The organism is Micromonospora sp. WMMD1274, assembly GCF_049179035.1.
In the GTDB taxonomy this organism is placed as follows: domain Bacteria; phylum Actinomycetota; class Actinomycetes; order Mycobacteriales; family Micromonosporaceae; genus Micromonospora; species Micromonospora tulbaghiae.
Window position 1 is genome coordinate 2,374,699 of the sequence record NZ_JBMHMG010000001.1, and the last position, 21,377, is coordinate 2,396,075.

Sequence of the window (21,377 nt, forward strand, 5' to 3'; positions counted from 1 at the left end):
CAGTCCGTCCTCGGCCCGCGGTGGGTCCCAGTGCTCCGCACCGCGCGGGGCGGCATACCCGTCAGGAGGACTCCGAACCTCCGGCGGACGATCCGGCAGTCGCGGACGGCTCGAAGAGGTGCGCGAACGCGGCCAGATTGGCTGTCGACTCACCGCGCTTGACCCGCCACTCCCACTCCCGGCGGATCGCGGTGCCGAACCCGATCTCCAGCATGCTGTCGAACGACTCGTCGGCGTACGTCAGCACGGAACCGAGCAGCCGGTCCAGCTCGTCGGCGTCGATCCCGGCCAGGTTGACCCGCCCGGTCAGGTAGACGTCGCCGACCGAGTCGATGGAGAACGAGACGCCGTACATGCGGGCGTTGCGCTGGAGCAGCCACGCCCACAGCTCCTCGCGGCGCTCGTCGGGCTGGCGCATCACGAAAGCCTCGACCCGCAGCGCGTGCTCACCCACGATCAGGTTGCAGATCGTCTTGAGCTTGTGCGTGCCGGGCAGCGTCACCGCGTACGACGCCTCGCCGGTCGACTCCCACTCCAGCTCACGCTCCGCGCAGACGGACTCGATCAGCGCGGCGACCTCACTCCTGCGGCTCATCGCACCCACTCTACGACCGGCGTACCGGGGCCGCCCGGTGGCCGGTGGAGATCACCAGGAGCACAGCGCGGCCGGTTCGCCGAGCCGCCGCGCCAGCCGGGCCCGGTGCTCGGTGATCGCCTCCCCGTAGACCGCGAGCAGGCCGGAGGCGGTGCGGTGCCAGGAGAAGTCCCGGGCGTGCCGCTCGGCGCCCCGGCCCAGCGCGGCACGGCGTACCCGGTCGGGCAGCAGCCGGGCCATCGCGCGGGCCCAGTCGACCGGGTCGTGCCCGTCGATGAGCATGCCGCTGACGCCGTCGCGTACCGCGGTGACCAGGCCGCCCACGGCGGCGGCCAGCACCGGCGTGCCGCACGCCTGGGCCTCCAGCGCGACCAGCCCGAACGACTCGTTGTGCGACGGCACCGCGACCAGGTCGGCGGCGCGGTAGAGGGCGGGCAGGTCCGCGCCGGTCTGCGGCGGGAGGAAACGCACCCGGTCGGCGATGCCGAGCGCGTGCGCCAGTTCGATCAGCGCGGTGGGCCGGTCCAGGCCGGTGCCGCTCGGCCCGCCGCAGATCACCACGGTCAGCTCGTCGGCCAGCGCCGGATCCCGCTCACGCAGCGCGGCGGCGGCGCGGACCAGCACGTCCGGCGCCTTGAGCGGCTGGATCCGGCCGACGAACGCGACCACGTACCCGTCGACCGGCAGGCCGAGCCGGCGGCGCGCGGCCCGGGTCGCCACGTCCCGGTCGCCCGCGGCGGGACGGAACCGGTCCAGGTCGACGCCGGGTTCCACGACCGCCACCCGGTCCGGGACGGCCGCGTACCGGTCGAGCAGGTCGCGGGCCTCGACCCGGGTGTTGGCGACCAGCCGGTCCGCCTCGGTGACCACCTGCTCCTCGCCGATCACGCGCGCCTTCGGCTCGGGGCGGTCCCCGGCGGCGAGGCGGGCGTTCTTGACCTTGGCGAGCGTGTGCGCGGTGTGCACCAGCGGTACGCCCCAGCGCTCCTTGGCCAGCCAGCCGACCTGGCCGGAGAGCCAGTAGTGCGAGTGGATCAGGTCGTAGTGGCCCGGCGGGCGGGCCGCCTCGGCCCGCAGCACCCCGGCGGTGAAGGCGCAGAGTTGACCCGGCAGTTCCTCCTTGGTCAGCCCTTCCAGCGGCCCCGCGGTGACGTGCCGGACGGACACCCCGGGCGCCACCTCGACCACCGGGGGCAGGTCACCGGCGGTGGCCCGGGTGAAGATCTCCACCTCGACGTCGGCCTCGGCCAGCCGCCGGGCTACCTCCAGGATGTAGACGTTCATGCCGCCCGCGTCGCCCGTACCGGGCTGGTGCAGCGGGGACGTGTGCACCGACAGGGTGGCGATACGGCGGGGCCGCGGCCACGGAAGGGCACCTCGCTGACGACCGACACCGGTGTGCAAATCCGCCACGTCCGCTCCCTCTGTCACGGTTGATGCCGTCCCGCACGACCGGCGCTTCTCGGTCAACCCGTGTGCCGGATGTCATCTTCCCCATCGGGGTACGGAAATGCTTTGCGCCGGGTCCCGGGCGTGACGGACCTCATCCCGCCGCCCGGCCCGGCGACGGGAGACAATGACCGGATGACTTCAGTCGCCATCGTCACCGGGGCGTCCAGCGGGATCGGCGCGGCCACCGCCCGCCGGCTCGCCGCCGAGGGATTCCACGTGCTGGCCGCCGCCCGGCGTACCGACCGGCTGGCCGCGCTGGTCGCCCAGATCGAGGCGGCCGGCGGCACCGCGACAGCGGTGGCCTGCGACGTGACCTCGGACGAGTCGGTGGCCGGCCTGGCCGCCGCCGCCGAGGCCGCACCCGGGCCGGTCACGCTGCTGGTGAACAACGCCGGCGGCGCCCGCGGCCTCGACCCGGTCGAGACAGCCGACGTGGGCGACTGGCAGTGGATGTACGACGTGAACGTGCTCGGCACGCTGCGCGTCACCAAGGCGCTGCTCCCGGCGCTGGAGCGCTCCGGCGCCGGCACGATCGTGATCGTCAGCTCCACCGCCGGGCACGTGGTCTACGAGGGCGGCGGCGGCTATACGGCCGCCAAGCACGCGCAGACCGCGGTCGCCGGCACGCTGCGGCTCGAACTGTGTGGCCGACCGGTGCGGGTGATCGAGATCGACCCCGGCATGGTGAAGACCGAGGAGTTCGGCCTGGTCCGCTTCGACGGTGACGCCGACCGGGCCGAGGCGGTCTACGCCGGAGTCGCCGAACCGCTCGTCGCCGACGACGTGGCCGACTGCGTCGCCTGGTGCGCGACCCGCCCGCACCACGTCAACGTCGACCGGCTCGTGCTCCGCCCGCTGGCCCAGGCCGCGCAGCACAAGGTGCACCGTACGTCGTGAAGCGCGAGGAGTGAGCCGATCTTGCGAGCCCCGCAGTCGCTGACCCGGAGGCACTGATGGAGCGTCCGCTCGGCGTGGCCACCCGGGGCACCACCAACCCCAACCGGCTCCGGCGGGTGGACAACTGGATCGTCGAGACCTGCGGCGACGCGCTGCGCGCCGCCGCCGACCCGCTCGTGGTCGACCTCGGCTACGGCGCCACCCCGGTCACCCCCGTCGAGCTGCGCGCCCGGCTGGCCTCCGGGGTCCGCGCCGACGTGCGGGTGGTCGGCCTGGAGATCGATCCGGTACGCGTCGCCGCCGCCCTGCCCGCCGCCGACCCGCCCGGACTGACGTTCACCAGGGGCGGCTTCGAGCTGGCCGGACTGCGTCCCGCGCTGGTCCGGGCGTTCAACGTCCTCCGCCAGTACGACGAGAGCGAGGTGGCCGACGCCTGGCGTACCGTCACCGGGCGGCTCGCGCCGGGCGGGCTGCTGGTCGAGGGCACCTGCGACGAGCTGGGCCGGCTGGGCTCCTGGGTGCTGCTCGACGCCACCGGCCCGCGCACGCTCACCCTGTCGGCGAAGCTGGTCACGCTGGAGACCCCGGCGACGCTCGCCGAGCGGCTGCCGAAGGCGCTGATCCACCGCAACGTGCCGGGCGAACGCGTCCACGACCTGATCGAAGCGCTGGAGCACGGCTGGCGGTCGGCCGCCGGGTACGCCCCGTTCGGCCCTCGTCAGCGCTGGCTGCGCACGGTCGAGGCGGTGAAGGAGTCAGGCTGGCCGATCCAGGACACCCCCCGCACATGGCACCACGGCTACCTGACGCTCCCCTGGCCCGCCGTAGCCCCCCGCTGACCCACCGCCCCACCCGCCCCCGCGCCGCCCCGCCGCCTCGCCGCCTCGCCCGCCGATCTTGGAGTTATGGCGCCTCGGATGCCCGGTTAGCCCGACTTATCAGGCGCCACAACTCCAAGATCGCAGAGGTTCCAGGGCGGCGTGGAGTTCCTCGTTCAGCTGTTGCTGCGTCGAGCGCCGCCCATGCCGCGAGACTGGCGTTCCGCGAGGTGGGATCGGCGAAACGGACATCCCCGGGGATCTCGACGAGCACTTTCGTTGATCTTGCAGTTGCTGCCCCGGCAAAGCGCGTGAGTCGGACATTCCCGGGGCCGAAAGTGCAAGATCGGCGGGCGAGGGGTCCCGGGGGGCAAGGGGGCGGGGTGCGGGGGTCAGATGGTGCAGTTGATGAGGACCGGCTCGGGGTGCAGGGTTACGCCGAAGCGGGAATGCACGCCGTCGCGGATCTCCCGGGCCAGCGCCACCAGCGCGGCCGCACTCGCCGTGCCGGAGCGGTTCGTCAGCGCCAGCGTGTGCTTGCTGGAGATGGCGACACCCTCCGGGCCCGCGTACCCCTTGCCGAACCCGGCCTTGTCGATCAGCCACGCCGCGCTGACCTTCACCGTGCCGTCGGCGCCCGGCCAGTTCGGCGGCTGTCCCAGGTCGGCGGCGCGTTCCCGCACCTGCTCGAACACGTCGCCCGGCAGCACCGGGTTGGTGAAGAACGAGCCCACCGACCAGGTGTCCGGGTCGGCCGCGTCCAGCACCATGCCCTTGCCGGCGCGCAGCTTGCGCACCGTGGCGCGGGCGTCGGCGAGCGGCACCCGGTCGCCCACCTCGACGCCGAGCGCCCGGGCCAGTTCGGCGTAGCGGACCGGGCCGGACAGCGGGGACCGGGTGAGCCGGAAGTCGACGGTGAGCACCACCCAGCGGTCGCTGTACTTGAAGATGCTGCCCCGGTAGACGAACCCGCAGTCCACCGCCGGGATCCGCACCACCCGGCGCTCCGTCCGGTCGTACGCCTCGACGGCGACGATCGTCTCGGCGACCTCCTGGCCGTACGCGCCGACGTTCTGGATCGGGGTCGCGCCGGCCGACCCGGGGATGCCGGAGAGGCACTCCAGCCCGGACCAGCCGCGCTCGACGGTGGCGGCGACGAGGTCGTCCCACGGCTCACCGGCTTCGACACGTACCGTGACGGTGTCGCCGTCCTCGGCGACGACCTGGAACCCCCGGGAGCGGACGAGCACGACGGTGCCGGGGAAGCCCTGATCGCCGATCACGACGTTGCTGCCGCCCGCCAGCACCAGTACCGCCTGCTCCCGAGCCTCCGCTTCCTGCACTTTTAGTACGATCTGGGCGGCGTCCCCGGCGATCTCCAGCCGCCCGGCGGGGCCACCGAGCCGGAGCGTGGTGTAGCGCGCCAGGGTGGCCGGATCGGTCGGGTCACCGGCAGTAGCCGGTTCGGCGTAGACGTCTGACACGCCTTTCACCCTAGGCTGAGGGGTAGCCGGAGCACCCACTGGTGGCCCGGTCACCCCCGGGAGGATGGCGATGAGCAGACTGCACCACACGAAGGACTTCTGGATCGGCGCGCTGCGCACGGAGGGCCCCGCCTTCGCCGCGGCGGTGGCGGAGGCGCCGCCCGAGACACCCGTGCTGTCCTGTCCCGGCTGGACGGTGACCGATCTCGCTCATCACCTGACCCGCACGTACGCCTGGGCGGGCACCGTGCTGACCGCCGGCGTGCCGACCCGCCCGGAGCGGCACGACCCGGAGCCGCCCGCTGGCCTGACCGCGGCGCAGTGGTACACGCAGGAGTACGAGCGGATCAGCGCGCTGCTGGAGTCGACGGACCCGGAGGCGCCGGCCTGGAACTTCGCGCCCCAGCCGAAGAAGGCGGCCTTCTGGCCGCGCCGGCTCGCGCACGAGACGGCCGTGCACCGCTGGGACGCCCAGCTCGCGATCGGTGCGGGTGATCCGATCGAGGCGAAGCTCGCGGCCGACGGGGTGAGCGAGGTGCTGGACACCTGGCTGCCGGCGGGACGGCGGGTGCATCCCGGGCAGTGGCGCGGCGTGGTTCAGCTGAACGCGACCGACGCCGCGCAGGAGTGGTACCTGCGGTTGCGGGGTGAGGGGGTCGCGCTGCTGGACACCGCCACGATCCTCGACCACGACGACCACCGCGCGCGGGCGCAGGTGGCGGGCACGGCGAGCGATCTGCTGCTGGCGCTGATGGGCCGGATCAGCTTCGACGCGCTGGACGTGGCGGGCGACCGTTCCCTGCTGGGCGGCCTGCGGGTCGGCTGACGAACGGCACCACGCGGAGAGGGGCGGCCATCGCCCCTCTCCTTCTTTTCGGACACCTCTGAGAGCGCTCTCTTGACAAGGTCCACGCCCCTCCCCCACGCTGTCGTGAGAGCGCTCTCTTAGTTCCGGAACCGCCTTCCACCACCCGTTTCGACGACCCGAGAGGTCAGGACAGCATGCTCACCTTCACGCGCCGCCGCCTGGCGGCGGTTGCAGTGGTCGCCGCCACCGCGCTGCTCGGCACCACCGCCTGCGGCGGCGGCGACGATGCCGCCGCCGACGGGCCGATAACGCTCACCGTCGACGTCTTCGGCCAGTTCGGTTACGCCGATCTCTACCAGGAGTACATGGCCAGCCACCCCGGCGTGAAGATCGTCGAGCGCGGCACCGGCGGCAACCTCGACGAGTACTCCCCGAAGCTCACCCAGTGGCTCGCCGCGGGCAAGGGCGCCGGTGACGTGGTCGCCATCGAGGAGGGCCTGCTCGTCGAGTACAAGGCCAACCCGCAGAACTTCGTCAACCTGCTCGACCACGGCGCGGCCGACCTGAAGGGCAACTTCCTCGACTGGAAGTGGAACCAGGGGCTCACCGCCGACGGCAAGCAGCTCATCGGCCTCGGCACGGACGTGGGCGGCATGGCGATGTGCTACCGCACCGACCTGTTCGCCAAGGCCGGTCTGCCCACCGACCGGGAGGCCGTGTCCAAGCTCTGGCCCACCTGGCAGGACTACATCAAGGTCGGCGAGCAGTTCACCGCGAAGAAGACCGGCGCCTCGTTCCTGGACGCGGCGACGAACACCTTCAACACGATCCTGCTCCAGACCGCCGGCAACAGCAGCGGCTACAGCTACTACGACACCGGCAACAACCTGGTCGTGGGCAGCAACCCGGCGGTGAAGCAGGCGTACGACACCACGATGGACATCATCGACTCGGGGCTGTCCGGCAAGTACGGCTCCTGGTCCGAGGAGTGGGTGTCGGCGTTCAAGCAGTCGAAGTTCGCCACCATCGCCTGCCCGGCCTGGATGACCGGCGTGATCGAGGGCAACGCGGGCGCCGCGGCCAAGGGCAAGTGGGACATCGCCCAGATCCCCGGCAACGGCGGCAACTGGGGCGGCTCGTTCCTCGCCGTGCCGAAGCAGAGCAAGCACCAGGCCGAGGCGATCGAGCTGGCCAAGTTCCTGACCAGCGCCAAGGGTCAGATCGGCGCGTTCAAGGCGAAGGGTCCCCTGCCCTCTTCGCCGCAGGCGCTGGAGGACCCGGCGATCATCGACTCGAAGAACGCCTACTTCTCCGAGGCGCCGGTCGGGAAGATCTTCGCCGAGGGCGCCAAGAGCCTGAAGCCGGTCTACATGGGACCGAAGAACCAGGCCGTACGCACCGAGGTCGAGAACGCCGTCCGCTCGGTGGAACTGGGCAAGCGCTCACCGGAGCAGGGCTGGACCGACGCGGTCGCCAACGCCGAGAAGGCCGCCGCCAAGTAACCCGAGCAGCGCGTGCGGGCGGCCACCCGGCCACGGGGGCCGCCCGCACGGCGGAAAGGAGTCCCGGGTCATGGCCGTCCAGCTCGACGCCCGCCCGCCGGTCGCACCGGCGCCCCGCCCCACCCGTCCCGGACTGGGCAACCGGCTCAGCCGGATCGACACCAGGTACTCGCCGTACCTGTTCATCGCCCCGTTCTTCCTGCTGTTCGGCGTCTTCGGGGCGTACCCGCTGGCGTACACGTTCTGGGTCTCGCTGCACGACTGGGACCTGCTCGGCGCCGAGCACCCGTTCATCGGCTTCGACAACTACACCCAGCTGCTCGCCGACTCCGACTTCTGGCACTCGGTGGTCAACACGCTGGGCATCTTCGTGATCTCCACGGTCCCCCAGTTGCTGGCCGCGCTCTGGCTGGCCAACCTGCTCAACCGGCAGCTTCGCGCCCGTACCACCTGGCGGATGGCGGTGCTGATCCCGAACGTCACCTCGACCGCCGCCGTGGCGATCGTGTTCGCGGTGCTGTTCGGCCGCGAGTTCGGCATGATCAACTGGCTGCTCGACCACGTCGGGATCAGCGCGATCGACTGGAAGGCGAACCGGTTCGCCGCCTGGGTCGCCATCTCCACCATGGTCGACTGGCGCTGGACCGGCTACAACGCGCTGATCTTCCTGGCCGCCATGCAGGCCATCCCCCGCGACCTGTACGAGTCGGCGGCGATCGACGGCGCCGGCCGGGCCCGGCAGTTCTGGTCCATCACGGTGCCGCTGCTCAAGCCGACGATCATCTTCGCGGTCATCATCTCGACCATCGGCGGCCTCCAGCTCTTCACCGAGCCGCGGATGTTCAACTCCGGCACCAACGCGATCCGCGGCGGACCGCTGCGGGAGTCGCAGACGGTGACCATGTACATGTTCGAGAACGCCTTCGCGCCGCACTACAACTTCGGCTACGGCTCGGCAGTCGCCTGGCTGCTGTTCGCGCTCATCGCGGTGGTCGCGGCGATCAACGTCCTGCTCCTGCGCCGGCTCGGCGGCGGCTCCCGCAAGGAGGTCTCCCGATGACCCGCCTCTGGTCGGCAAGCCGGCTCACCTACCTGGCGCTGACGCTCTCGGCCGTCCTGTCGATCTTCCCGATCTACTGGATGTTCGTGGTGGCCAGCCGGACCAGCGACACGATGGGCCAGGTCCCGCCGCCGCTCACGCCCGGCGGCAACCTCGGCGCCAACATCGCCCGGCTGTTCGACAACACCGACGCGTACTTCCTGACCGGCCTGATCAACTCGGCCATCGTGGCCACCACGGTGACGATCTCGGTGGTGTTCTTCTCCACGCTGGCCGGGTTCGCGTTCGCCAAGCTGCGCTTCCGCGGGCGCAACGCGCTGCTGCTGGTCATCGTCGCCACCATGATGGTCCCCACCCAGCTCGGCGTGATCCCGCTCTACCTGCTGATGACGAAGCTCAACTGGAACGACCGGCTGCCCGCCGTGATCGTGCCGGCGCTGGTCACCGGCTTCGGCGTGTTCATGATGCGCCAGTACGCCGGCCAGGCGGTCAGCACCGAGCTGATCGAGGCGGCCCGGATGGACGGGTGCAACACCGCGCGGATCTACTGGAACGTGGTGCTGCCCGCGCTGCGCCCGGCCGCCGCCGTCCTCGGCCTGCTCACGTTCATGACCACCTGGAACGACTTCCTGTGGCCGTACGCGGTGCTGAACGACCCGGAGAACCCGACGGTGCAGCTGTCGCTGCGGGCCCTCTCCGACGGGTACTACCAGGACATGTCGCAGGTGTTCACCGGCACGGCCATCGCCACGCTGCCGCTGCTGCTGGTGTTCGTCGTCTTCGGCCGCCAGATCATCGGCGGCATCATGGAAGGTGCGGTCAAGGCATGAGCAACGTCCGATTCCCGGAGGGCTTCGTCTGGGGCGGAGCCACCGCCGCGTACCAGATCGAGGGCGCCGCCCGCGACGACGGTCGCGGTCCGTCGATCTGGGACACCTTCAGCCGTACGCCCGGCGCGGTGTTCCAGGGACACACCGGCGACGTGGCCTGCGACCACTACCACCGGTACGCGCAGGACGTCGCGCTGATGGCCGAGCTGGGGCTGCGGGCGTACCGGTTCTCGGTGTCCTGGCCCCGGGTGCGGCCGGACGGCACCGGGCCGGTCGAGCCGCGCGGCCTGGACTTCTACGACCGGCTGACCGACGCGCTGCTGGCCGCCGGCATCGACCCGATCGTCACGCTCTACCACTGGGACCTGCCGCAGGCGCTGGAGGACCGGGGCGGGTGGGCGGTCCGGGAGACCGCCGAGCACTTCGCCGAGTACGCGCTCGCCGTGCACGGCCGCCTCGGCGACCGGGTCCGCACCTGGACCACGCTCAACGAACCGTGGTGCTCGGCCTACCTCGGGTACGGCTCCGGCGTGCACGCGCCGGGGCGCCGTGACTCCGGTGACGCGTTCCGGGCCGTACACCATCTGCTGCTCGGCCACGGCCTGGCGGCGCGGGCGTTGCGCGCGGCCGGCGTGGAGACGCTCGGGATCACGCTCAACCTGGCCGACGTGCAGCCGGCGGACGCGGGCAGCGCCGCCGACGCCGAGGCGGTCCGGCTGGTCGACGGCCTGCACAACCGGATCTTCCTGGACCCGCTGACCGGCGGCGGCTACCCGGCGGACGTGCTGGCCCACGTCAGCCGGATGGTCACGCCGGACTTCGTCAGGGACGGGGACGAGAAGCTGATCGCCGCGCCGCTGGACCTGCTCGGCCTGAACTACTACGCGCCCACCTACGTGGCCGGGCGGGCCGACGGCGCGGGAGGCGGCGCGTACCCGGGCACCGCCGGGGCGGTCGAGTTCCTGCCGCCGGCCGGGCCGCTGACCGACATGGGCTGGTCGATCGAGCCGGCCGGGCTGACCCGGCTGCTCGAACGCGTGGCGGCCGACCACCCCGGGCTGCCGTTGATGATCACCGAGAACGGCGGGGCGTTCCCGGACACCGGGCTCGACGAGCGGGGTGAGGTGGCCGACGCCGACCGGGTCGCCTACCTCGACGGGCACCTGCGCGCCGCGCACGAAGCGATCGCCCGCGGCGTGGACCTGCGCGGTTATCTCGTATGGTCGGTGCTGGACAACTTCGAATGGGCCGAGGGTTACCGGAAGCGGTTCGGGATCGTCCACGTCGACTACCTGACCCAGCGGCGCACACCAAAGCGCAGCGCCCGCTGGTACCAGGAGGTGATCGCCCGGAACGGGCTGTGACGAGGTGGTGGTTACGGGGATGACGACGGCACAGCGACCGACCCTGGAGGCGGTGGCCCGGCTGGCCGGCGTGTCCCGGGCCACCGTCTCCCGGGTGGTGAACGGCTCGACCACAGTCGCGGAGCCGATCCGGCAGGCGGTACGCCGGGCGGTCGAGGAACTCGGGTACGTCCCGAACCTCGCCGCCCGCAGCCTGGTCACCCAGCGGACCGACTCGGTCGCGCTGGTGCTGCCCGAGGCGGCCACCCGGGTCTTCTCCGACGACCAGGTGTTCCCGGGCATCATCCGGGGCGCGGCGCAGGAGCTGGAGGCGGCGGACAAGCAGCTCGTGCTGATGCTCGCCGGTTCGCCGGCCGGGCACGAACGGGTCGAGCGGTACACCACCGGCCGGCACGTCGACGGGGTGCTGTTCGCCTCGCTGCACGGCGAGGACCCGCTGCCCGGCCGGCTGGCCCGCCTCGGCATCCCGGTGGTGTGCAGCGGGCGGCCGCTCGACGGCGCCGACGTGCCGTACGTGGACGTCGACCACGAAGGCGGCGTGAGCACAGCCGTCCAGCACCTGATCGCGAGCGGGCGGCGGCGGATCGCCACCATCGCCGGGCCGCAGGACATGGTCGCCGGGATCGAGCGGCTGATCGGCTACCGCAGCGCGATCACCGACGCCGGGCTGCCGGAGCTGGTCGCGTACGGCGACTTCACCCGGGAGTCCGGCACCGCCGCGATGCGCGAGCTGCTCGCCGCCGACCCGGAACTGGACGCCGTGTTCGCCGCCTCCGACCTAATGGCGCACGCCGCGCTGCGCGCCCTGCGCGAGGAGGGGCGGCGGGTGCCCGAGGACGTGGCGGTGATCGGGTTCGACGACATCGAGACGGCCGCGTACACCGAGCCGCCGCTGACGACGGTGCGGCAGCCGATAGTGGAGCTGGGCCGTTCGATGACCCGGCAACTGCTGCGGATCGCCGCGGGCGAGCAGGTCGAGCAGGCGCTGGTGCTGCCGACCGAGCTGGTGCTGCGCGAGTCCGCCTGATCATCCGGTCGCGCTGGTTATCCGGTCGCGGCGCGGGCGGCGACGGGTCTAGGGTCCGCCGAATGAGTGGAGCCGAGATCCGTCCCGCCCGCCCCGACGACGCGCCCGCCGTGGTGGCGTTGCGCGCGCTCGTCTACCCGTACCTGGTGCGCGGCGTCGAGTCGACCCGCCGCATGATCGCCGACCCGCCGGCCGGCGAGGACTGGTCGGCCTGGGTCGCCGAGGCGGACGGGCAGGTGATCGGCTGGGTGTCGGCGTACCGCAACACGCAGACCTCGACGCCCGGCGTGGGCGAGATCGCCCTGCTGCACGTCCACCCGGAGCACCGCGGCCGGGGCACCGGCACCGCGCTGTTCGACGCCGCGTTCGGTCACCTGCGGGCGCTCGGGTCCACCCGGGTGCTGACCCATGCGCGTACCGAGTCGCTGCCGTTCGCGCAGCGGCACGGCTTCACGCCCAGCCGGGAGCTGCGTTACTCGGCACTGGACCTGACCACCGCCCCGCCGATGCCGCAGGCGCCGCCGGGCGTACGGCTGGTGTCCGCCGCCGGGCTCGACCCGCGCCTGGTGCACCGGGTCGACGCCGAGGCGTCCCGGGACGAGCCGGGCGACGTGCCCACGGACTCGCTCGACTTCGACCTGTGGCGGCACGAGTGCTGGGACAACCCAGGGCTGGACCGAGAGGCCAGCACGCTCGCCGAGGTGGACGGCGAACTGGTCGCGCTCAGCCTGGTGAAGCGCGACGGCGACCGGATGTGGTCGGACTTCACCGGCACGCTGCCCGCGTACCGGGGGCGAGGGCTGGCCCGGCTGGCCAAGCAGGCCGCCCTGCACACCGCCGCCGCGCGTGGGGTACGCACCGCGTACACCTCGAACGACGAGGCGAACGCGCCGATGCTGGCGGTGAACGAGCGGCTCGGCTACCGGCCGGTGGACAGCCAGTGGTCGTGCCGGCGCAAACTCACGTGAGCCCGGCTGCCACCCGCACCGCTGTGGCGTACGTGTCCGCGCCGAACAGCACCAGCCGGGCCTCGGTGACGTGCGCCGGGGTGGCCGCGTGCAGCACTGTCAGCGCCTGCGCCACCGCGTCCTCGACCGGCCAGCCGTAGATCCCGGCGGAGATCAGCGGGAACGCGATCCGGGTCGCGCCCAGCCCGTCGGCGACCCGCAGGCTGTTGGCGTAGCAGTCGCGCAGCAGCGCCGAGCGGTCCTCGCGCGGCGAGAAGACCGGCCCGACCGTGTGCACCACCCAGCGGGCGGGCAGGTTGCCGGCGGTGGTGGCGACGGCCTGGCCGGTGGGCAGCCCGCGCCCGTAGCGGGAGGCGCGCAGCGCCCGGCACTCCTCCAGGATCGCCGGGCCGCCGCGCCGGTGGATCGCGCCGTCCACTCCCCCGCCGCCGAGCAGCGACGAGTTGGCGGCGTTGACTATGGCGTCGACCTGCTGCGCGGTGATGTCCCCCTCGATCAGGACGGTGTCCATCTCAGCTCTCCTCGATCGGCTGGCCCAGCGACCGGCGGGCCAGCAGCGCGGCCCCGGCGACGGCGGCCGGCATGACCAGCACCGCGCCGAGCGGGATCAGGAAGCACAGGAAGACCGCCACCCCGAAACCGAGCGCCGTCGGGCGGTCGGTCCGCAGCCGGGCCCGCCGGTCCGGCAGCCGCATCCCCCGCCGGTAGAACGGCGCGCCGACCAGCTCCAGCGCCAGGAACCAGCCACCCACCAGGGCACCGACCACCGGGACCACCGTCTGCCCCACCACCGGGATGAAACCGGCCGCGAACAGGGGTACGCCGATCAGCGCGGACAGCGCCACCAGGCGCAGCGAGTCGGCGAGGCTGCGCCGAAGCGAGGACCAGAACGGCACGTCGACCGCGCCAGGGGTGCCGCCGAGCCGGTTCTCGACCCGCTCGGAGATCGCCTCGTAGAACGGGTCACCGATGACCAGCGTGACGGCGGTGAACGTGAGCACACCGACCAGCCCGGCGACCCCGACCACCGCCAGCCCGGCGGCGACCCGCAGCAGCCCGCGCCAGGGCGACGACCAGTCGTCGGCGAACGGGGTGAGCCAGCCCGCCAGGTCGTCCACGAAGTAGAGCAGCGTGGCGAACAGGGCCACGTAGAGCGCGCCGGTGATCAGCGCCGGGATCACGCCGAGCAGCATCAGTTTGGGGCTGCGGACGTACATGCCGAAGCCGCGCAGCAGCAGCCCGGCGCCGCCGAGGAAGCGGGTGGCCGCGCCGGTGACCGGCGCGACGGTACGGGAGGCGTTCACGACGGCACAGCCTAATCTCCCGGTGCACCACAATGGGCCTGTGCGTGCGTCCCGGCTGATCTCGCTTGTGCTGCTGCTCCAGTCCCGGGAGACGATGACCGCCGCCGAGCTGGCCCGCGAGCTGGAGGTGTCCGAGCGGACCGTCTACCGGGACGTGCTGGCGCTCTCCGCCGCCGGTGTCCCGGTGTACGCGGACCGGGGCCGGGCCGGCGGCTACCGGCTGCTCGGCGGCTACCGGACCCGGTTGACCGGGTTGAGCCGGGACGAGGCCGAGGCGCTGTTCCTGGCCGGGCTGCCCGGACCGGCCGGGGACATGGGACTGGCCGACTCGGTGGCCGCCGCCGAGTTGAAGGTGCTCGCCGCGCTGCCGCCGAGCCTGCGGGACGCGCCCGCGCGTACCGGGCAGCGGTTCCACCTGGACGTGCCCGGCTGGTTCCGGGAGACCCCGCCGCCGCCGGCACTCGCGGAGCTGGCCCGGGCGGTCTGGCGGGACCTGATGGTCGAGCTGCGCTACCGGCGCGGGGACCGGGAGGTGACTCGCACGCTGGCGCCGTACGGGCTGGTGCTGAAGAACGGGGTCTGGTACCTGGTCGGCCGGGTCGGCGACGCCTGGCGGACGTACCGGGTGGACCGGGTGGTGGCGGTCGAGGTGGGCGCCGACGGCTTCGACCGGGACGAGGACTTCGACCTCGGGGCGTACTGGCGGGAGCAGGCCGGCGCGTTCCTGCGTGAGCTGCTGCGGGAGCGGGTCACCGTGCGGCTGAGCCCGGCGGGGTTGCGGGCGCTGCGGCACCTGGTGGACGCGCCGTTCGTCCACACCGAGGCGGTGGACGCGGCCGGGCCGCCGGACGAGCAGGGCCGGCTGGTGCTGCGCCTGCCGGTCGAGTCGGTGGACGTCGCGTACACCCAGTTGCTGGCGCTCGGCCCGGAGGTGGAGGTGCTGGCGCCGCCGCAACTGCGGGCCCGCTTCGCCGAGGCGGCCCGCAGGGCGGCGGCGCTCTACACCGATCCGCCGTCGGGTCAGCGGTAGCCGTCGGGGTCGGCCGGCTTGCCCGGCTTGACCACCTCCTCGTAGTAGCGGGCCCAGTGCGGGCGGCTGCCGTCGACGTCGGTGAAGCCGTACACCTGGGCCAGGCCGCCGCTGTCGAGGGACTGCCCGTTCCAGCGGGCCCGGTCCGGGTCGGCGGCCAGGGCCGCCACCGCGCGCCCGACGAGCGCCGGCGTCTCCGACATGACGAAGTGCGGCTCGGTCTTCGCGGCGTCGCGCCAGGTGGCCTCGGTGACGCCGTAGTGTTCGAGCATCGCCTCCGAGCGCAGCCAGCCGGGCGTGAGCGAGACGGCGGTGCAGCCGTGCGGGGCCAGCTCGTGCGCCTGGCTGAAGCCGAGCCGGTTCACCGACACCTTCGCCAGGTCGTAGAAGACCGACAGGCGGTACTCGCTGTCGTTGTGCTCCTTGGTGCCGTCGCCGATCTCGACGACCAGGCCGCCCGGGTTGCGGATCAGCAGCGGCAACGCGAAGTGGCTGGTGATGATGTGCGTGTCGACGGCCAGCCGCAGCATGCGGAAACCGGCGTCGAGCGGCTGCTCCCAGACCGGCTTCTCCCAGGTGATCAGCGGATCGCCGCCCCAGACGTCGTTCACCAGCACGTCGAGGCGGCCCTGCTCGGCGTCGATCCGCTCGACCAGGCCGCGTACCTGCTCGGGGTCGAGGTGGTCGACAGCGACGGCGATGCCGGTGCCCCCGGCGGCGGTGACCAGCTCGGCGGTCTCCTCGATGGTCTCCGGCCGGTCCATCTCGGAGCGGCGCTCGCGGGTGGTGCGGCCGGTGGCGTAGACGGTGGCCCCGGCGGCGCCGAGCTGCACGGCGATCTGCCGGCCGGCGCCCCGGGTCGCGCCCGCGACGAGCGCGACAGTTCCGGTCAGTGGTGAGTTCATGGGATCACCGTGTCACCGATACCTGACAGTGGAAGTCCGGTTTTCCTCCAGACCCGGATGGGCGATCATCACCGGTATGCACCTGCTGCTGTCCGGGATCGTCGGCTCGGTCGCGTACGGGCTGGCCGGCCCCGGCTCGGACACCGACCGGATCGGCGTGTTCGCCGCGCCCACAGTCGCGTTCCACGGCCTGCGCCCGCCCCGCGAGTCGGTCGTGACCACCGAGCCGGACGTCACGCTGCACGAGGCGCGCAAGTACGCGCTGCTGGCGCTGAGCGGCAACCCGACCGCCACCGAGCTGATGTGGCTGCCCGACGACTGCTACGAGACCCGCACCGGGTTCGGCGAGGAGCTGATCGCCATCCGGTCGGCGTTCCTCAGCGCGCCGCGGGTCCGCGACGCGTACCTCGGGTACGCCTCGCAGCAGTTCCGCAAGCTCGCCAGCCGGAGCGCCGATGTCGGCGGGCGGCGACGCTCGGCGAAGCACGCCCGGCACCTGGCCCGGCTGCTGCACCAGGGCCGGACGCTGTACGCGACGGGCGTACTGGAGATCCGCCTCGCCGACCCGGAGTGGTTCCACGCGTTCGGCGAGCGGGTCGCCGGTGGCGCGCTGGACGAGGCGCAGGCCCTGGTGACGACCGCCGAGGCGGAGTTCGACCGGACCCGCTCGCCGCTGCCGGAACGCCCGGACGAGGAGACCGTGGAACGCTGGCTGCTCGCCGTCCGGGCGGCCCACCTGCCGCGCTGAGCGGGGTCACTGCACGTCGAACTCGTTGCCCTCCGGGTCGGCCATCGTGGTGTGCTCGCTGCCCCGGTCGGCGACCTCGGCCAGCACCGTGGCGCCGAGCGCGGTCAGCCGCTTCACCTCGGCCGCCCGCCCCTCCGGGCCGACGTGCAGGTCGACGTGGAGGCGGTTCTTGACCCGCTTGGGCTCGGGAACGGCCTGGAACAGGAACCGCCGGCCCAGCCCGGTGCCGCTGGCCGGGTCGACCGGGTCGTCCGGGTGGCGCACCGCCGCCAGTTCGCGCCACGCCTTGCGGCCGTCCACCTCGACGTACGCCTCCGGCGGCACCGCACCGGCGGCGGCCAGCCGCTCGATCAGCACGCTGTTGTCCTCGACCTGGTAGCCGAGCGCCTCGGCCCAGAAGCGGGCCAGCCCGATCGGGTCGGCACAGTCGATGACGAGTTTCCACTCCCGGGCCATGTGTCCTCCGTGGTCGGTTGGTGTAACCAGTTATAGTGGTTACGTGACGAACGGCGCAAGCGGACTCACCCTGATCAGTCCCGAAGGCACCCGGTACCGCTTCGACCCGGGCGCGCTCTGCCTGGAACTGCTGACCACCGGCGGTCCGGGCGCGTTCGCCCGCTACGAGGTGCTGCACCGCCCGGACGACCTGGCGGGCTGGCTGGCCGCGTCCCGGCTGCGGCTGGACCCCGCCGCCGTCATCGTCGACGCGGACGACCTGGCTGCCGCCCGTCGACTGCGCGACGCGCTCTGGCGGGTGGCGCAGGCGCGTACCCGCGACGAGACCCCACCGGCCGCGGACCTGGCGGTGGTGAACGACGCCGCGGCCGGGCTGCCGCTGATCCCGCAGGCCGGCCCCGACGGCGGCCGGTCCTGGCGTACGCCGCTGACCGGCGCGCAGGTGGTCGCGACGTTCGCCCGGGACGCGGTCGACCTGCTCACCGGCCCCTACGCGGCCCGGATCCGGGAGTGCGGCGCACACGACTGCCAACTGGTCTTCGTGGACACGTCGCGGCCGGGGCAGCGCCGCTGGTGCGCGATGGAACGCTGCGGCAACCGGCAGAAGGCACGCGCGCTGCGGTCCCGGCGCGCGCCCGGGTGACTCAGTCCGCCAGGCGCACGCGCACCCGGCGGTTGGCCCGGCCCTTGCTCTCCACCTTGACCACCTGGACCTTGCCGATCTGGGCGGTGGACGCGACGTGCGTGCCGCCGTCGGCCTGCACGTCCAGCCCCACGATGTCGACGATCCGCACCTCCTGCTCCTCCGGCGGGATCAGGTTCGACTGGGTACGGATGATGTCCGGCAGGGCGAGCGCCTCGGCGCGCGGCAGCACCCGTACGGCCACCGACCGGTCGGCGGCCACCTCGGCGTTCACCAGCTCCTCGATGCGGGCCTTGAAGTCCGGCGGCACCTCGGGGAGGTTGAAGTCCATCCGCGCCTCACCCGGCTCCATGTTGCCGCCGGTGACGAGCGCGCCGAAGTCGCGGAACACCACGCCGCAGAGCACGTGCAGCCCGGAGTGGGTACGCATCAGCATGGTCCGGCGGGCGTCCTCCACCGCGCCGACCACCTCGGTGCCGACCGGCGGCACCGGGTCGCCCTCGGCCGGGATCAACCACAGGTCGTCGCCCTTGCGGGTGCCGACGATCCGGGTCTGTACGCCCTGCCAGAGCAGCACCCCGTGATCCGGCGGCTGCCCGCCGCCACCGGGGTAGAACGCGGACCGGTCCAGCACGATGCCCTGCTCGGGATCGGCCGCCAGCACCCGGCAGGTCCACTCGCGCAGGGTCGGGTCGGCGAGGTCGAGCCGGTGCGTACGGCCGTGGTGTGTGACGCCCATGGACGGCGACGTTACCCGTTCAGGAACTCCGAGACGCGCTCCCGCAGGTCGGCGCGCTCGGTCCAGAGCACGCCGGGCCGGTCGTACACGTGAAGTGTGGCGTTCGGGAGCGCGGCGGCGAGCCGTTCGGCGACGGCGACCGGGTGCAGGTCGTCCTCGGCGGCGGCGATGACCAGCGCCGGCGCGGTGACCGCGGCGAGCGACCCGGCGTCGTCGAGCGGGGCCTGGGCGGGCAGGTCGGCCAGCCCCGGCGCGAGCCCGTCGCGCAGCAGCTGGTCGAGCCGCTGCCGCAGGTACGCCCAGCCGGCCGGGGTGTTGCGCACCGACGGCGGCAGCTCCAGCGACACCGCGTCGGCCAGCGCCGACGCGTCGCCCTCGGCCACCGCGTCGAGCAGGCCGGTGAGCCGGGCGCGCGCCGCCTCGCCGCGCGGCGTGTCCAGCACGGCGGGCAGGAAGAAGACGAGTTTCTCGAAGCGTTCCGGGCTCTCCGCGAGCAGCCGGCAGAGCGCGCCCGCGCCGAGGCTGGCGCCGAACGCCCGGGTCGCGCCGCTCAGGTCCGCCATCGCGCGCAGGTCACGGGCGAGGTCCAGGTAGCTCCACGGCCCGGGCGGGGAGTCGGAGCGGCCGTGCCCGCGGAACTGGAAGAAGACGCGCCGCCCGGTGACGCCGCTGCCGAACGGGCGGGTGGTGGCGATGCCGCTCCCGAGCCCGTGCGCGAACACGGTGACCGGGTCACCGGTGCCGGTGACCAGCCGTTCCAGGCTCACCCCGTGCGGGGTGGCGACCAGCTCCGTCTCCGGCTCCGGCAACGCGGGACGCCCGGTGCGGGGCGCGCCGGGGCCGGGCCCCCAGGTGCGGGGACCGCCGTCCGGTGGCGGAGGCCAGCGGAAACCTCTCACCAGGACCCTCGGCCGTCGTGCAGGTCCCGCAGGCCGGGCCGCACGTCGAGCAGGTAGATGAGACCGGCCGCGATGCCGATCAGTCCGAACAGGCTGATCGGGCCGAAGCCGAGCAGGGTCAGCAGCAGGCAGACCGCCAGGATGGCGACCCAGCCGCCCTTGGGCAGCGTGCCGAGCGCGGCGAAACCGTCGCCGCGCTGGGTGACCGCGTGCACCAGCGCCACTCCCTGTACGACCAGGGCGAAGACGAGCAGGATCAGCTGGATCACGTCTTGGACTGCGAACGCGAAGATCGGCGCGGCGATGGCCATGGGGGCAAGCTTATGCCGAGACCCCGGAAACGTCCGACAAGACGTTGTCCGGGGTCCCGGTGGAGCTTCGGGTCACTCAGCGGCCGGGCGGGTCCGCTTCGTGGTCTTCGGCAGCTTCGCCGACGGGGTGGCCGGCTTGGCGGCGGCCGTCTTCGTGGCGGCCTTGGTGGCGGTCGCCTTGGTGGCGCGGGTCCGCTTCACCGCGGCCGGCTTGGCGGCCACCGCCTCGGCCACCTCGGCCGGGGTGGGCACCTCGGTCGTCGCGGCGGCGGTCTCCGGCTTCGGGGCCACCTCGGTCTTCGGGGCGGTGTCGGCCTTCGGGGTCACGTCGGTGCCGGTGGCCTCGGTGGCCTCGATGTCGGCGTTCACCGTGTCGGCTGCCTCCAGCACGCCGGCGCCGACCACGCGCTCACCGCGGGCGACCAGCTCGGCGTACGCGGCCAGCGCGCGCTCCTGCGCGGCGTACGCACCGGCCACCACGACGGCGGCGTTGCGGGTGGCGGCCTCGCGGAGCTTGTCCAGGTTCGCGGCGTCCCGGAGCTTGTCCAGGTTCGCCGCCTCGCGCAGCTTCTCCAGGTTGGCGGCCTCGCGGAGCTGGTCGAGGTCGGTGGCGACGGCCCGCTCGCGCAGCCCGGTGGCGGTCTGGTTGGCGGTCTTCAGCGTCTCGGTGGCCTTCTGGCGCAGCTCGAAGCCGGTGACGACGGCCTTGCCGCCGAGGTCGGTCACCACGGTCGGCAGCTTGCGCAGCTGCTCCAGGGCCAGCTCACCGGCGCCGGCGGCGGCGTAGAGGGGTGCGGGGATGCGGTTGGTCTTCGGCTGGGTGGTCATGACTGCTCCTCCTCGGCCGCACCGGCGGCCTTCCGGGCCGCCCGGCGGGCGGCCGTCTGCTCAGGGGCGGCGGTGGTCGGGGCGGGCGCGCCGCCCGCTTCGGTGACGGCTACGGATTCGAGGACCGCCTCGGTCGGGGTGCCGTCCGGCGTCACCGGACCGGTGGCGGCCGGCGCGACGGTGGCCGGGGCCTCCGGAGCGGTGGCCGTCTCGGCCGTGGTGGCCGCTTCCGTCGTGGTGGCGGCCTCGGTCGCCTCGGCCAGGCGGGCGTTCTCGCGCCGGAACGTCTCGTAGATCTGGGTGAGCGACTGCTTCTGGGCCATGGTCAGCTCGGGGTCGACGGCGATCGCCGCGAGCACGCCCTGACCCTCCTTGTCGTCCAGCAGCCCGGCACGCAGGTACATCGCCGGGGTGGAGACGCGCAGCGCGCTGGCGAGCTGCTGGAGCACCTCGGCGCTCGGCTTGCGCAGCCCGCGCTCGATCTGGCTCAGGTAGGGATTGCTGACGCCCGCCTGCTCGGCGAGCTGGCGCAGTGAGATCTTCGCGTTGCGCCGCAGGTCGCGAATGAACCCGCCGACATCGGGAAGGTCCTTGCTGGTGGCCATGACTCAACGCTAGCTCGGGCCGCTAACTCCTGCAAGCAAAACGCTAGCCAGAGTTAGCAGGGTCACTGAAGGTGGGTTGCGGAGCCCATGTCCGGTCCGTACCG

The 21,377-nt window shown here is 73.0% G+C and carries 24 protein-coding genes; 12 read left to right on the plus strand and 12 right to left on the minus strand.

The window, feature by feature from the left end; translation table 11 throughout:
- Positions 1-61 precede the first annotated feature (61 nt).
- Both ACN27D_RS10880 and mshA read right to left on the minus strand, forming a co-directional pair.
- Positions 62-595 (minus strand): YbjN domain-containing protein, encoded by a 534-nt coding sequence (locus ACN27D_RS10880; RefSeq protein WP_358174265.1) that lies wholly within the window; start codon positions 593-595, stop codon positions 62-64.
- Positions 596-646: 51 nt separating this feature from the next.
- Positions 647-2,008, minus strand: a complete 1,362-nt coding sequence (gene mshA, locus ACN27D_RS10885) for a D-inositol-3-phosphate glycosyltransferase (RefSeq protein WP_421499043.1) — start codon at positions 2,006-2,008, stop codon at positions 647-649.
- 171 nt (positions 2,009-2,179) lie between these two features.
- On the opposite strand from mshA, the gene ACN27D_RS10890 reads away from it, so the two are divergent.
- Positions 2,180-2,944 carry an SDR family NAD(P)-dependent oxidoreductase gene (locus tag ACN27D_RS10890; protein WP_421499044.1) on the plus strand — a complete coding sequence of 255 codons (765 nt, stop codon included), beginning with the start codon at positions 2,180-2,182 and terminating at the stop codon, positions 2,942-2,944.
- A gap of 56 nt (positions 2,945-3,000) precedes the next feature.
- The gene (locus tag ACN27D_RS10895) at positions 3,001-3,783 is read left to right on the plus strand and encodes a class I SAM-dependent methyltransferase (RefSeq protein WP_421499045.1); all 783 of its coding nucleotides are present in this window, start codon (positions 3,001-3,003) and stop codon (positions 3,781-3,783) included.
- Between the two features lie 371 nt (positions 3,784-4,154).
- Here ACN27D_RS10895 and ACN27D_RS10900 read toward each other — a convergent pair whose 3' ends face one another.
- Positions 4,155-5,246 carry a UDP-N-acetylmuramate dehydrogenase gene (locus ACN27D_RS10900; protein ID WP_421499046.1) on the minus strand — a complete coding sequence of 364 codons (1,092 nt, stop codon included), beginning with the start codon at positions 5,244-5,246 and terminating at the stop codon, positions 4,155-4,157.
- A 70-nt stretch (positions 5,247-5,316) separates the two neighbouring features.
- Here ACN27D_RS10900 and ACN27D_RS10905 point away from each other — a divergent pair, with 70 nt between their 5' ends.
- The 7 genes from ACN27D_RS10905 (at position 5,317) to ACN27D_RS10935 (ending at position 12,805) form a co-directional block, all read left to right on the plus strand.
- Positions 5,317-6,072: a maleylpyruvate isomerase family mycothiol-dependent enzyme gene (locus ACN27D_RS10905; protein WP_120572943.1), complete on the plus strand. Its 756-nt coding sequence runs from the start codon at positions 5,317-5,319 to the stop codon at positions 6,070-6,072.
- 176 nt (positions 6,073-6,248) lie between these two features.
- Positions 6,249-7,556: an ABC transporter substrate-binding protein gene (locus ACN27D_RS10910; protein WP_120572942.1), complete on the plus strand. Its 1,308-nt coding sequence runs from the start codon at positions 6,249-6,251 to the stop codon at positions 7,554-7,556.
- Positions 7,557-7,626: 70 nt separating this feature from the next.
- Entirely contained in the window at positions 7,627-8,616 is a 990-nt protein-coding gene (locus ACN27D_RS10915; RefSeq protein WP_121683309.1) for a carbohydrate ABC transporter permease, read from the plus strand.
- Positions 8,613-9,446 carry a carbohydrate ABC transporter permease gene (locus tag ACN27D_RS10920; RefSeq protein ID WP_121683310.1) on the plus strand — a complete coding sequence of 278 codons (834 nt, stop codon included), beginning with the start codon at positions 8,613-8,615 and terminating at the stop codon, positions 9,444-9,446. Before ACN27D_RS10915 ends, ACN27D_RS10920 begins: the two co-directional genes overlap by 4 nt.
- Positions 9,443-10,810 (plus strand): GH1 family beta-glucosidase, encoded by a 1,368-nt coding sequence (locus ACN27D_RS10925; protein WP_421499047.1) that lies wholly within the window; start codon positions 9,443-9,445, stop codon positions 10,808-10,810. Before ACN27D_RS10920 ends, ACN27D_RS10925 begins: the two co-directional genes overlap by 4 nt.
- Before the next feature lie 19 nt (positions 10,811-10,829).
- The gene (locus ACN27D_RS10930) at positions 10,830-11,837 is read left to right on the plus strand and encodes a LacI family DNA-binding transcriptional regulator (RefSeq protein WP_421499048.1); all 1,008 of its coding nucleotides are present in this window, start codon (positions 10,830-10,832) and stop codon (positions 11,835-11,837) included.
- Positions 11,838-11,899: 62 nt separating this feature from the next.
- The gene (locus ACN27D_RS10935; protein WP_421499049.1) at positions 11,900-12,805 is read left to right on the plus strand and encodes a GNAT family N-acetyltransferase; all 906 of its coding nucleotides are present in this window, start codon (positions 11,900-11,902) and stop codon (positions 12,803-12,805) included.
- On the opposite strand, the gene ACN27D_RS10940 is transcribed toward ACN27D_RS10935, so the two are convergent.
- Both ACN27D_RS10940 and ACN27D_RS10945 read right to left on the minus strand, forming a co-directional pair.
- Positions 12,798-13,316, minus strand: a complete 519-nt coding sequence (locus ACN27D_RS10940; RefSeq protein ID WP_252448369.1) for an O-acetyl-ADP-ribose deacetylase — start codon at positions 13,314-13,316, stop codon at positions 12,798-12,800. The genes ACN27D_RS10935 and ACN27D_RS10940 overlap by 8 nt on opposite strands.
- 1 nt (position 13,317) lies before the next feature.
- Positions 13,318-14,109: an EI24 domain-containing protein gene (locus tag ACN27D_RS10945; protein WP_120572935.1), complete on the minus strand. Its 792-nt coding sequence runs from the start codon at positions 14,107-14,109 to the stop codon at positions 13,318-13,320.
- A 40-nt stretch (positions 14,110-14,149) separates the two neighbouring features.
- Here ACN27D_RS10945 and ACN27D_RS10950 point away from each other — a divergent pair, with 40 nt between their 5' ends.
- Complete coding sequence (locus ACN27D_RS10950) at positions 14,150-15,139, plus strand: helix-turn-helix transcriptional regulator (protein WP_350816878.1); 990 nt, start codon at positions 14,150-14,152, stop codon at positions 15,137-15,139.
- On the opposite strand, the gene ACN27D_RS10955 is transcribed toward ACN27D_RS10950, so the two are convergent.
- On the minus strand, positions 15,130-16,044 hold the full coding sequence (locus ACN27D_RS10955) for an SDR family oxidoreductase (protein WP_357793100.1): 915 nt from the start codon (positions 16,042-16,044) through the stop codon (positions 15,130-15,132). The genes ACN27D_RS10950 and ACN27D_RS10955 overlap by 10 nt on opposite strands.
- A 76-nt stretch (positions 16,045-16,120) precedes the next feature.
- Between ACN27D_RS10955 and ACN27D_RS10960 the strand changes: the two genes are divergently transcribed.
- Complete coding sequence (locus tag ACN27D_RS10960; protein WP_421499050.1) at positions 16,121-16,792, plus strand: DNA polymerase beta superfamily protein; 672 nt, start codon at positions 16,121-16,123, stop codon at positions 16,790-16,792.
- A 6-nt stretch (positions 16,793-16,798) separates the two neighbouring features.
- Here ACN27D_RS10960 and ACN27D_RS10965 read toward each other — a convergent pair whose 3' ends face one another.
- A complete protein-coding gene (locus ACN27D_RS10965; RefSeq protein ID WP_358174231.1) occupies positions 16,799-17,248 on the minus strand; it encodes a VOC family protein in 450 nt (149 codons plus the stop codon).
- A 43-nt stretch (positions 17,249-17,291) separates the two neighbouring features.
- On the opposite strand from ACN27D_RS10965, the gene ACN27D_RS10970 reads away from it, so the two are divergent.
- On the plus strand, positions 17,292-17,891 hold the full coding sequence (locus ACN27D_RS10970) for a CGNR zinc finger domain-containing protein (RefSeq protein ID WP_121683317.1): 600 nt from the start codon (positions 17,292-17,294) through the stop codon (positions 17,889-17,891).
- A gap of 1 nt (position 17,892) precedes the next feature.
- On the opposite strand, the gene ACN27D_RS10975 is transcribed toward ACN27D_RS10970, so the two are convergent.
- From ACN27D_RS10975 to ACN27D_RS10995, 5 genes are all read right to left on the minus strand, one after another.
- Positions 17,893-18,630, minus strand: a complete 738-nt coding sequence (locus tag ACN27D_RS10975; RefSeq protein ID WP_064446700.1) for an alanyl-tRNA editing protein — start codon at positions 18,628-18,630, stop codon at positions 17,893-17,895.
- A gap of 11 nt (positions 18,631-18,641) precedes the next feature.
- Entirely contained in the window at positions 18,642-19,529 is an 888-nt protein-coding gene (locus ACN27D_RS10980) for an alpha/beta fold hydrolase (RefSeq protein ID WP_013475119.1), read from the minus strand.
- Positions 19,526-19,840, minus strand: coding sequence for a DUF2516 family protein (locus tag ACN27D_RS10985; protein WP_013288803.1), 315 nt, complete (start codon positions 19,838-19,840; stop codon positions 19,526-19,528). Before ACN27D_RS10985 ends, ACN27D_RS10980 begins: the two co-directional genes overlap by 4 nt.
- Before the next feature lie 72 nt (positions 19,841-19,912).
- The gene (locus ACN27D_RS10990) at positions 19,913-20,668 is read right to left on the minus strand and encodes a hypothetical protein (protein WP_357896366.1); all 756 of its coding nucleotides are present in this window, start codon (positions 20,666-20,668) and stop codon (positions 19,913-19,915) included.
- Positions 20,665-21,273 carry a helix-turn-helix domain-containing protein gene (locus ACN27D_RS10995; RefSeq protein ID WP_120572928.1) on the minus strand — a complete coding sequence of 203 codons (609 nt, stop codon included), beginning with the start codon at positions 21,271-21,273 and terminating at the stop codon, positions 20,665-20,667. Before ACN27D_RS10995 ends, ACN27D_RS10990 begins: the two co-directional genes overlap by 4 nt.
- Between the last annotated feature and the right edge of the window lie 104 nt (positions 21,274-21,377).

Coding starts and splice junctions, on each gene's coding strand:
- ACN27D_RS10895 (WP_421499045.1), top strand. CDS start 3,001: ATGGAGCGTCCGCTCGGCGTGGCCACCCGGGGCACCACCAACCCCAAC.
- ACN27D_RS10925 (WP_421499047.1), top strand. CDS start 9,443: ATGAGCAACGTCCGATTCCCGGAGGGCTTCGTCTGGGGCGGAGCCACC.
- ACN27D_RS10935 (WP_421499049.1), top strand. CDS start 11,900: ATGAGTGGAGCCGAGATCCGTCCCGCCCGCCCCGACGACGCGCCCGCC.
- ACN27D_RS10965 (WP_358174231.1), bottom strand. CDS start 17,248: ATGGCCCGGGAGTGGAAACTCGTCATCGACTGTGCCGACCCGATCGGG.
- ACN27D_RS10915 (WP_121683309.1), top strand. CDS start 7,627: ATGGCCGTCCAGCTCGACGCCCGCCCGCCGGTCGCACCGGCGCCCCGC.
- ACN27D_RS10890 (WP_421499044.1), top strand. CDS start 2,180: ATGACTTCAGTCGCCATCGTCACCGGGGCGTCCAGCGGGATCGGCGCG.
- ACN27D_RS10940 (WP_252448369.1), bottom strand. CDS start 13,316: ATGGACACCGTCCTGATCGAGGGGGACATCACCGCGCAGCAGGTCGAC.
- ACN27D_RS10920 (WP_121683310.1), top strand. CDS start 8,613: ATGACCCGCCTCTGGTCGGCAAGCCGGCTCACCTACCTGGCGCTGACG.
- ACN27D_RS10985 (WP_013288803.1), bottom strand. CDS start 19,840: ATGGCCATCGCCGCGCCGATCTTCGCGTTCGCAGTCCAAGACGTGATC.
- ACN27D_RS10930 (WP_421499048.1), top strand. CDS start 10,830: ATGACGACGGCACAGCGACCGACCCTGGAGGCGGTGGCCCGGCTGGCC.
- ACN27D_RS10955 (WP_357793100.1), bottom strand. CDS start 16,044: ATGAACTCACCACTGACCGGAACTGTCGCGCTCGTCGCGGGCGCGACC.
- ACN27D_RS10910 (WP_120572942.1), top strand. CDS start 6,249: ATGCTCACCTTCACGCGCCGCCGCCTGGCGGCGGTTGCAGTGGTCGCC.
- ACN27D_RS10995 (WP_120572928.1), bottom strand. CDS start 21,273: ATGGCCACCAGCAAGGACCTTCCCGATGTCGGCGGGTTCATTCGCGAC.
- ACN27D_RS10990 (WP_357896366.1), bottom strand. CDS start 20,668: ATGACCACCCAGCCGAAGACCAACCGCATCCCCGCACCCCTCTACGCC.
- ACN27D_RS10960 (WP_421499050.1), top strand. CDS start 16,121: ATGCACCTGCTGCTGTCCGGGATCGTCGGCTCGGTCGCGTACGGGCTG.
- ACN27D_RS10975 (WP_064446700.1), bottom strand. CDS start 18,630: ATGGGCGTCACACACCACGGCCGTACGCACCGGCTCGACCTCGCCGAC.
- ACN27D_RS10880 (WP_358174265.1), bottom strand. CDS start 595: ATGAGCCGCAGGAGTGAGGTCGCCGCGCTGATCGAGTCCGTCTGCGCG.
- ACN27D_RS10905 (WP_120572943.1), top strand. CDS start 5,317: ATGAGCAGACTGCACCACACGAAGGACTTCTGGATCGGCGCGCTGCGC.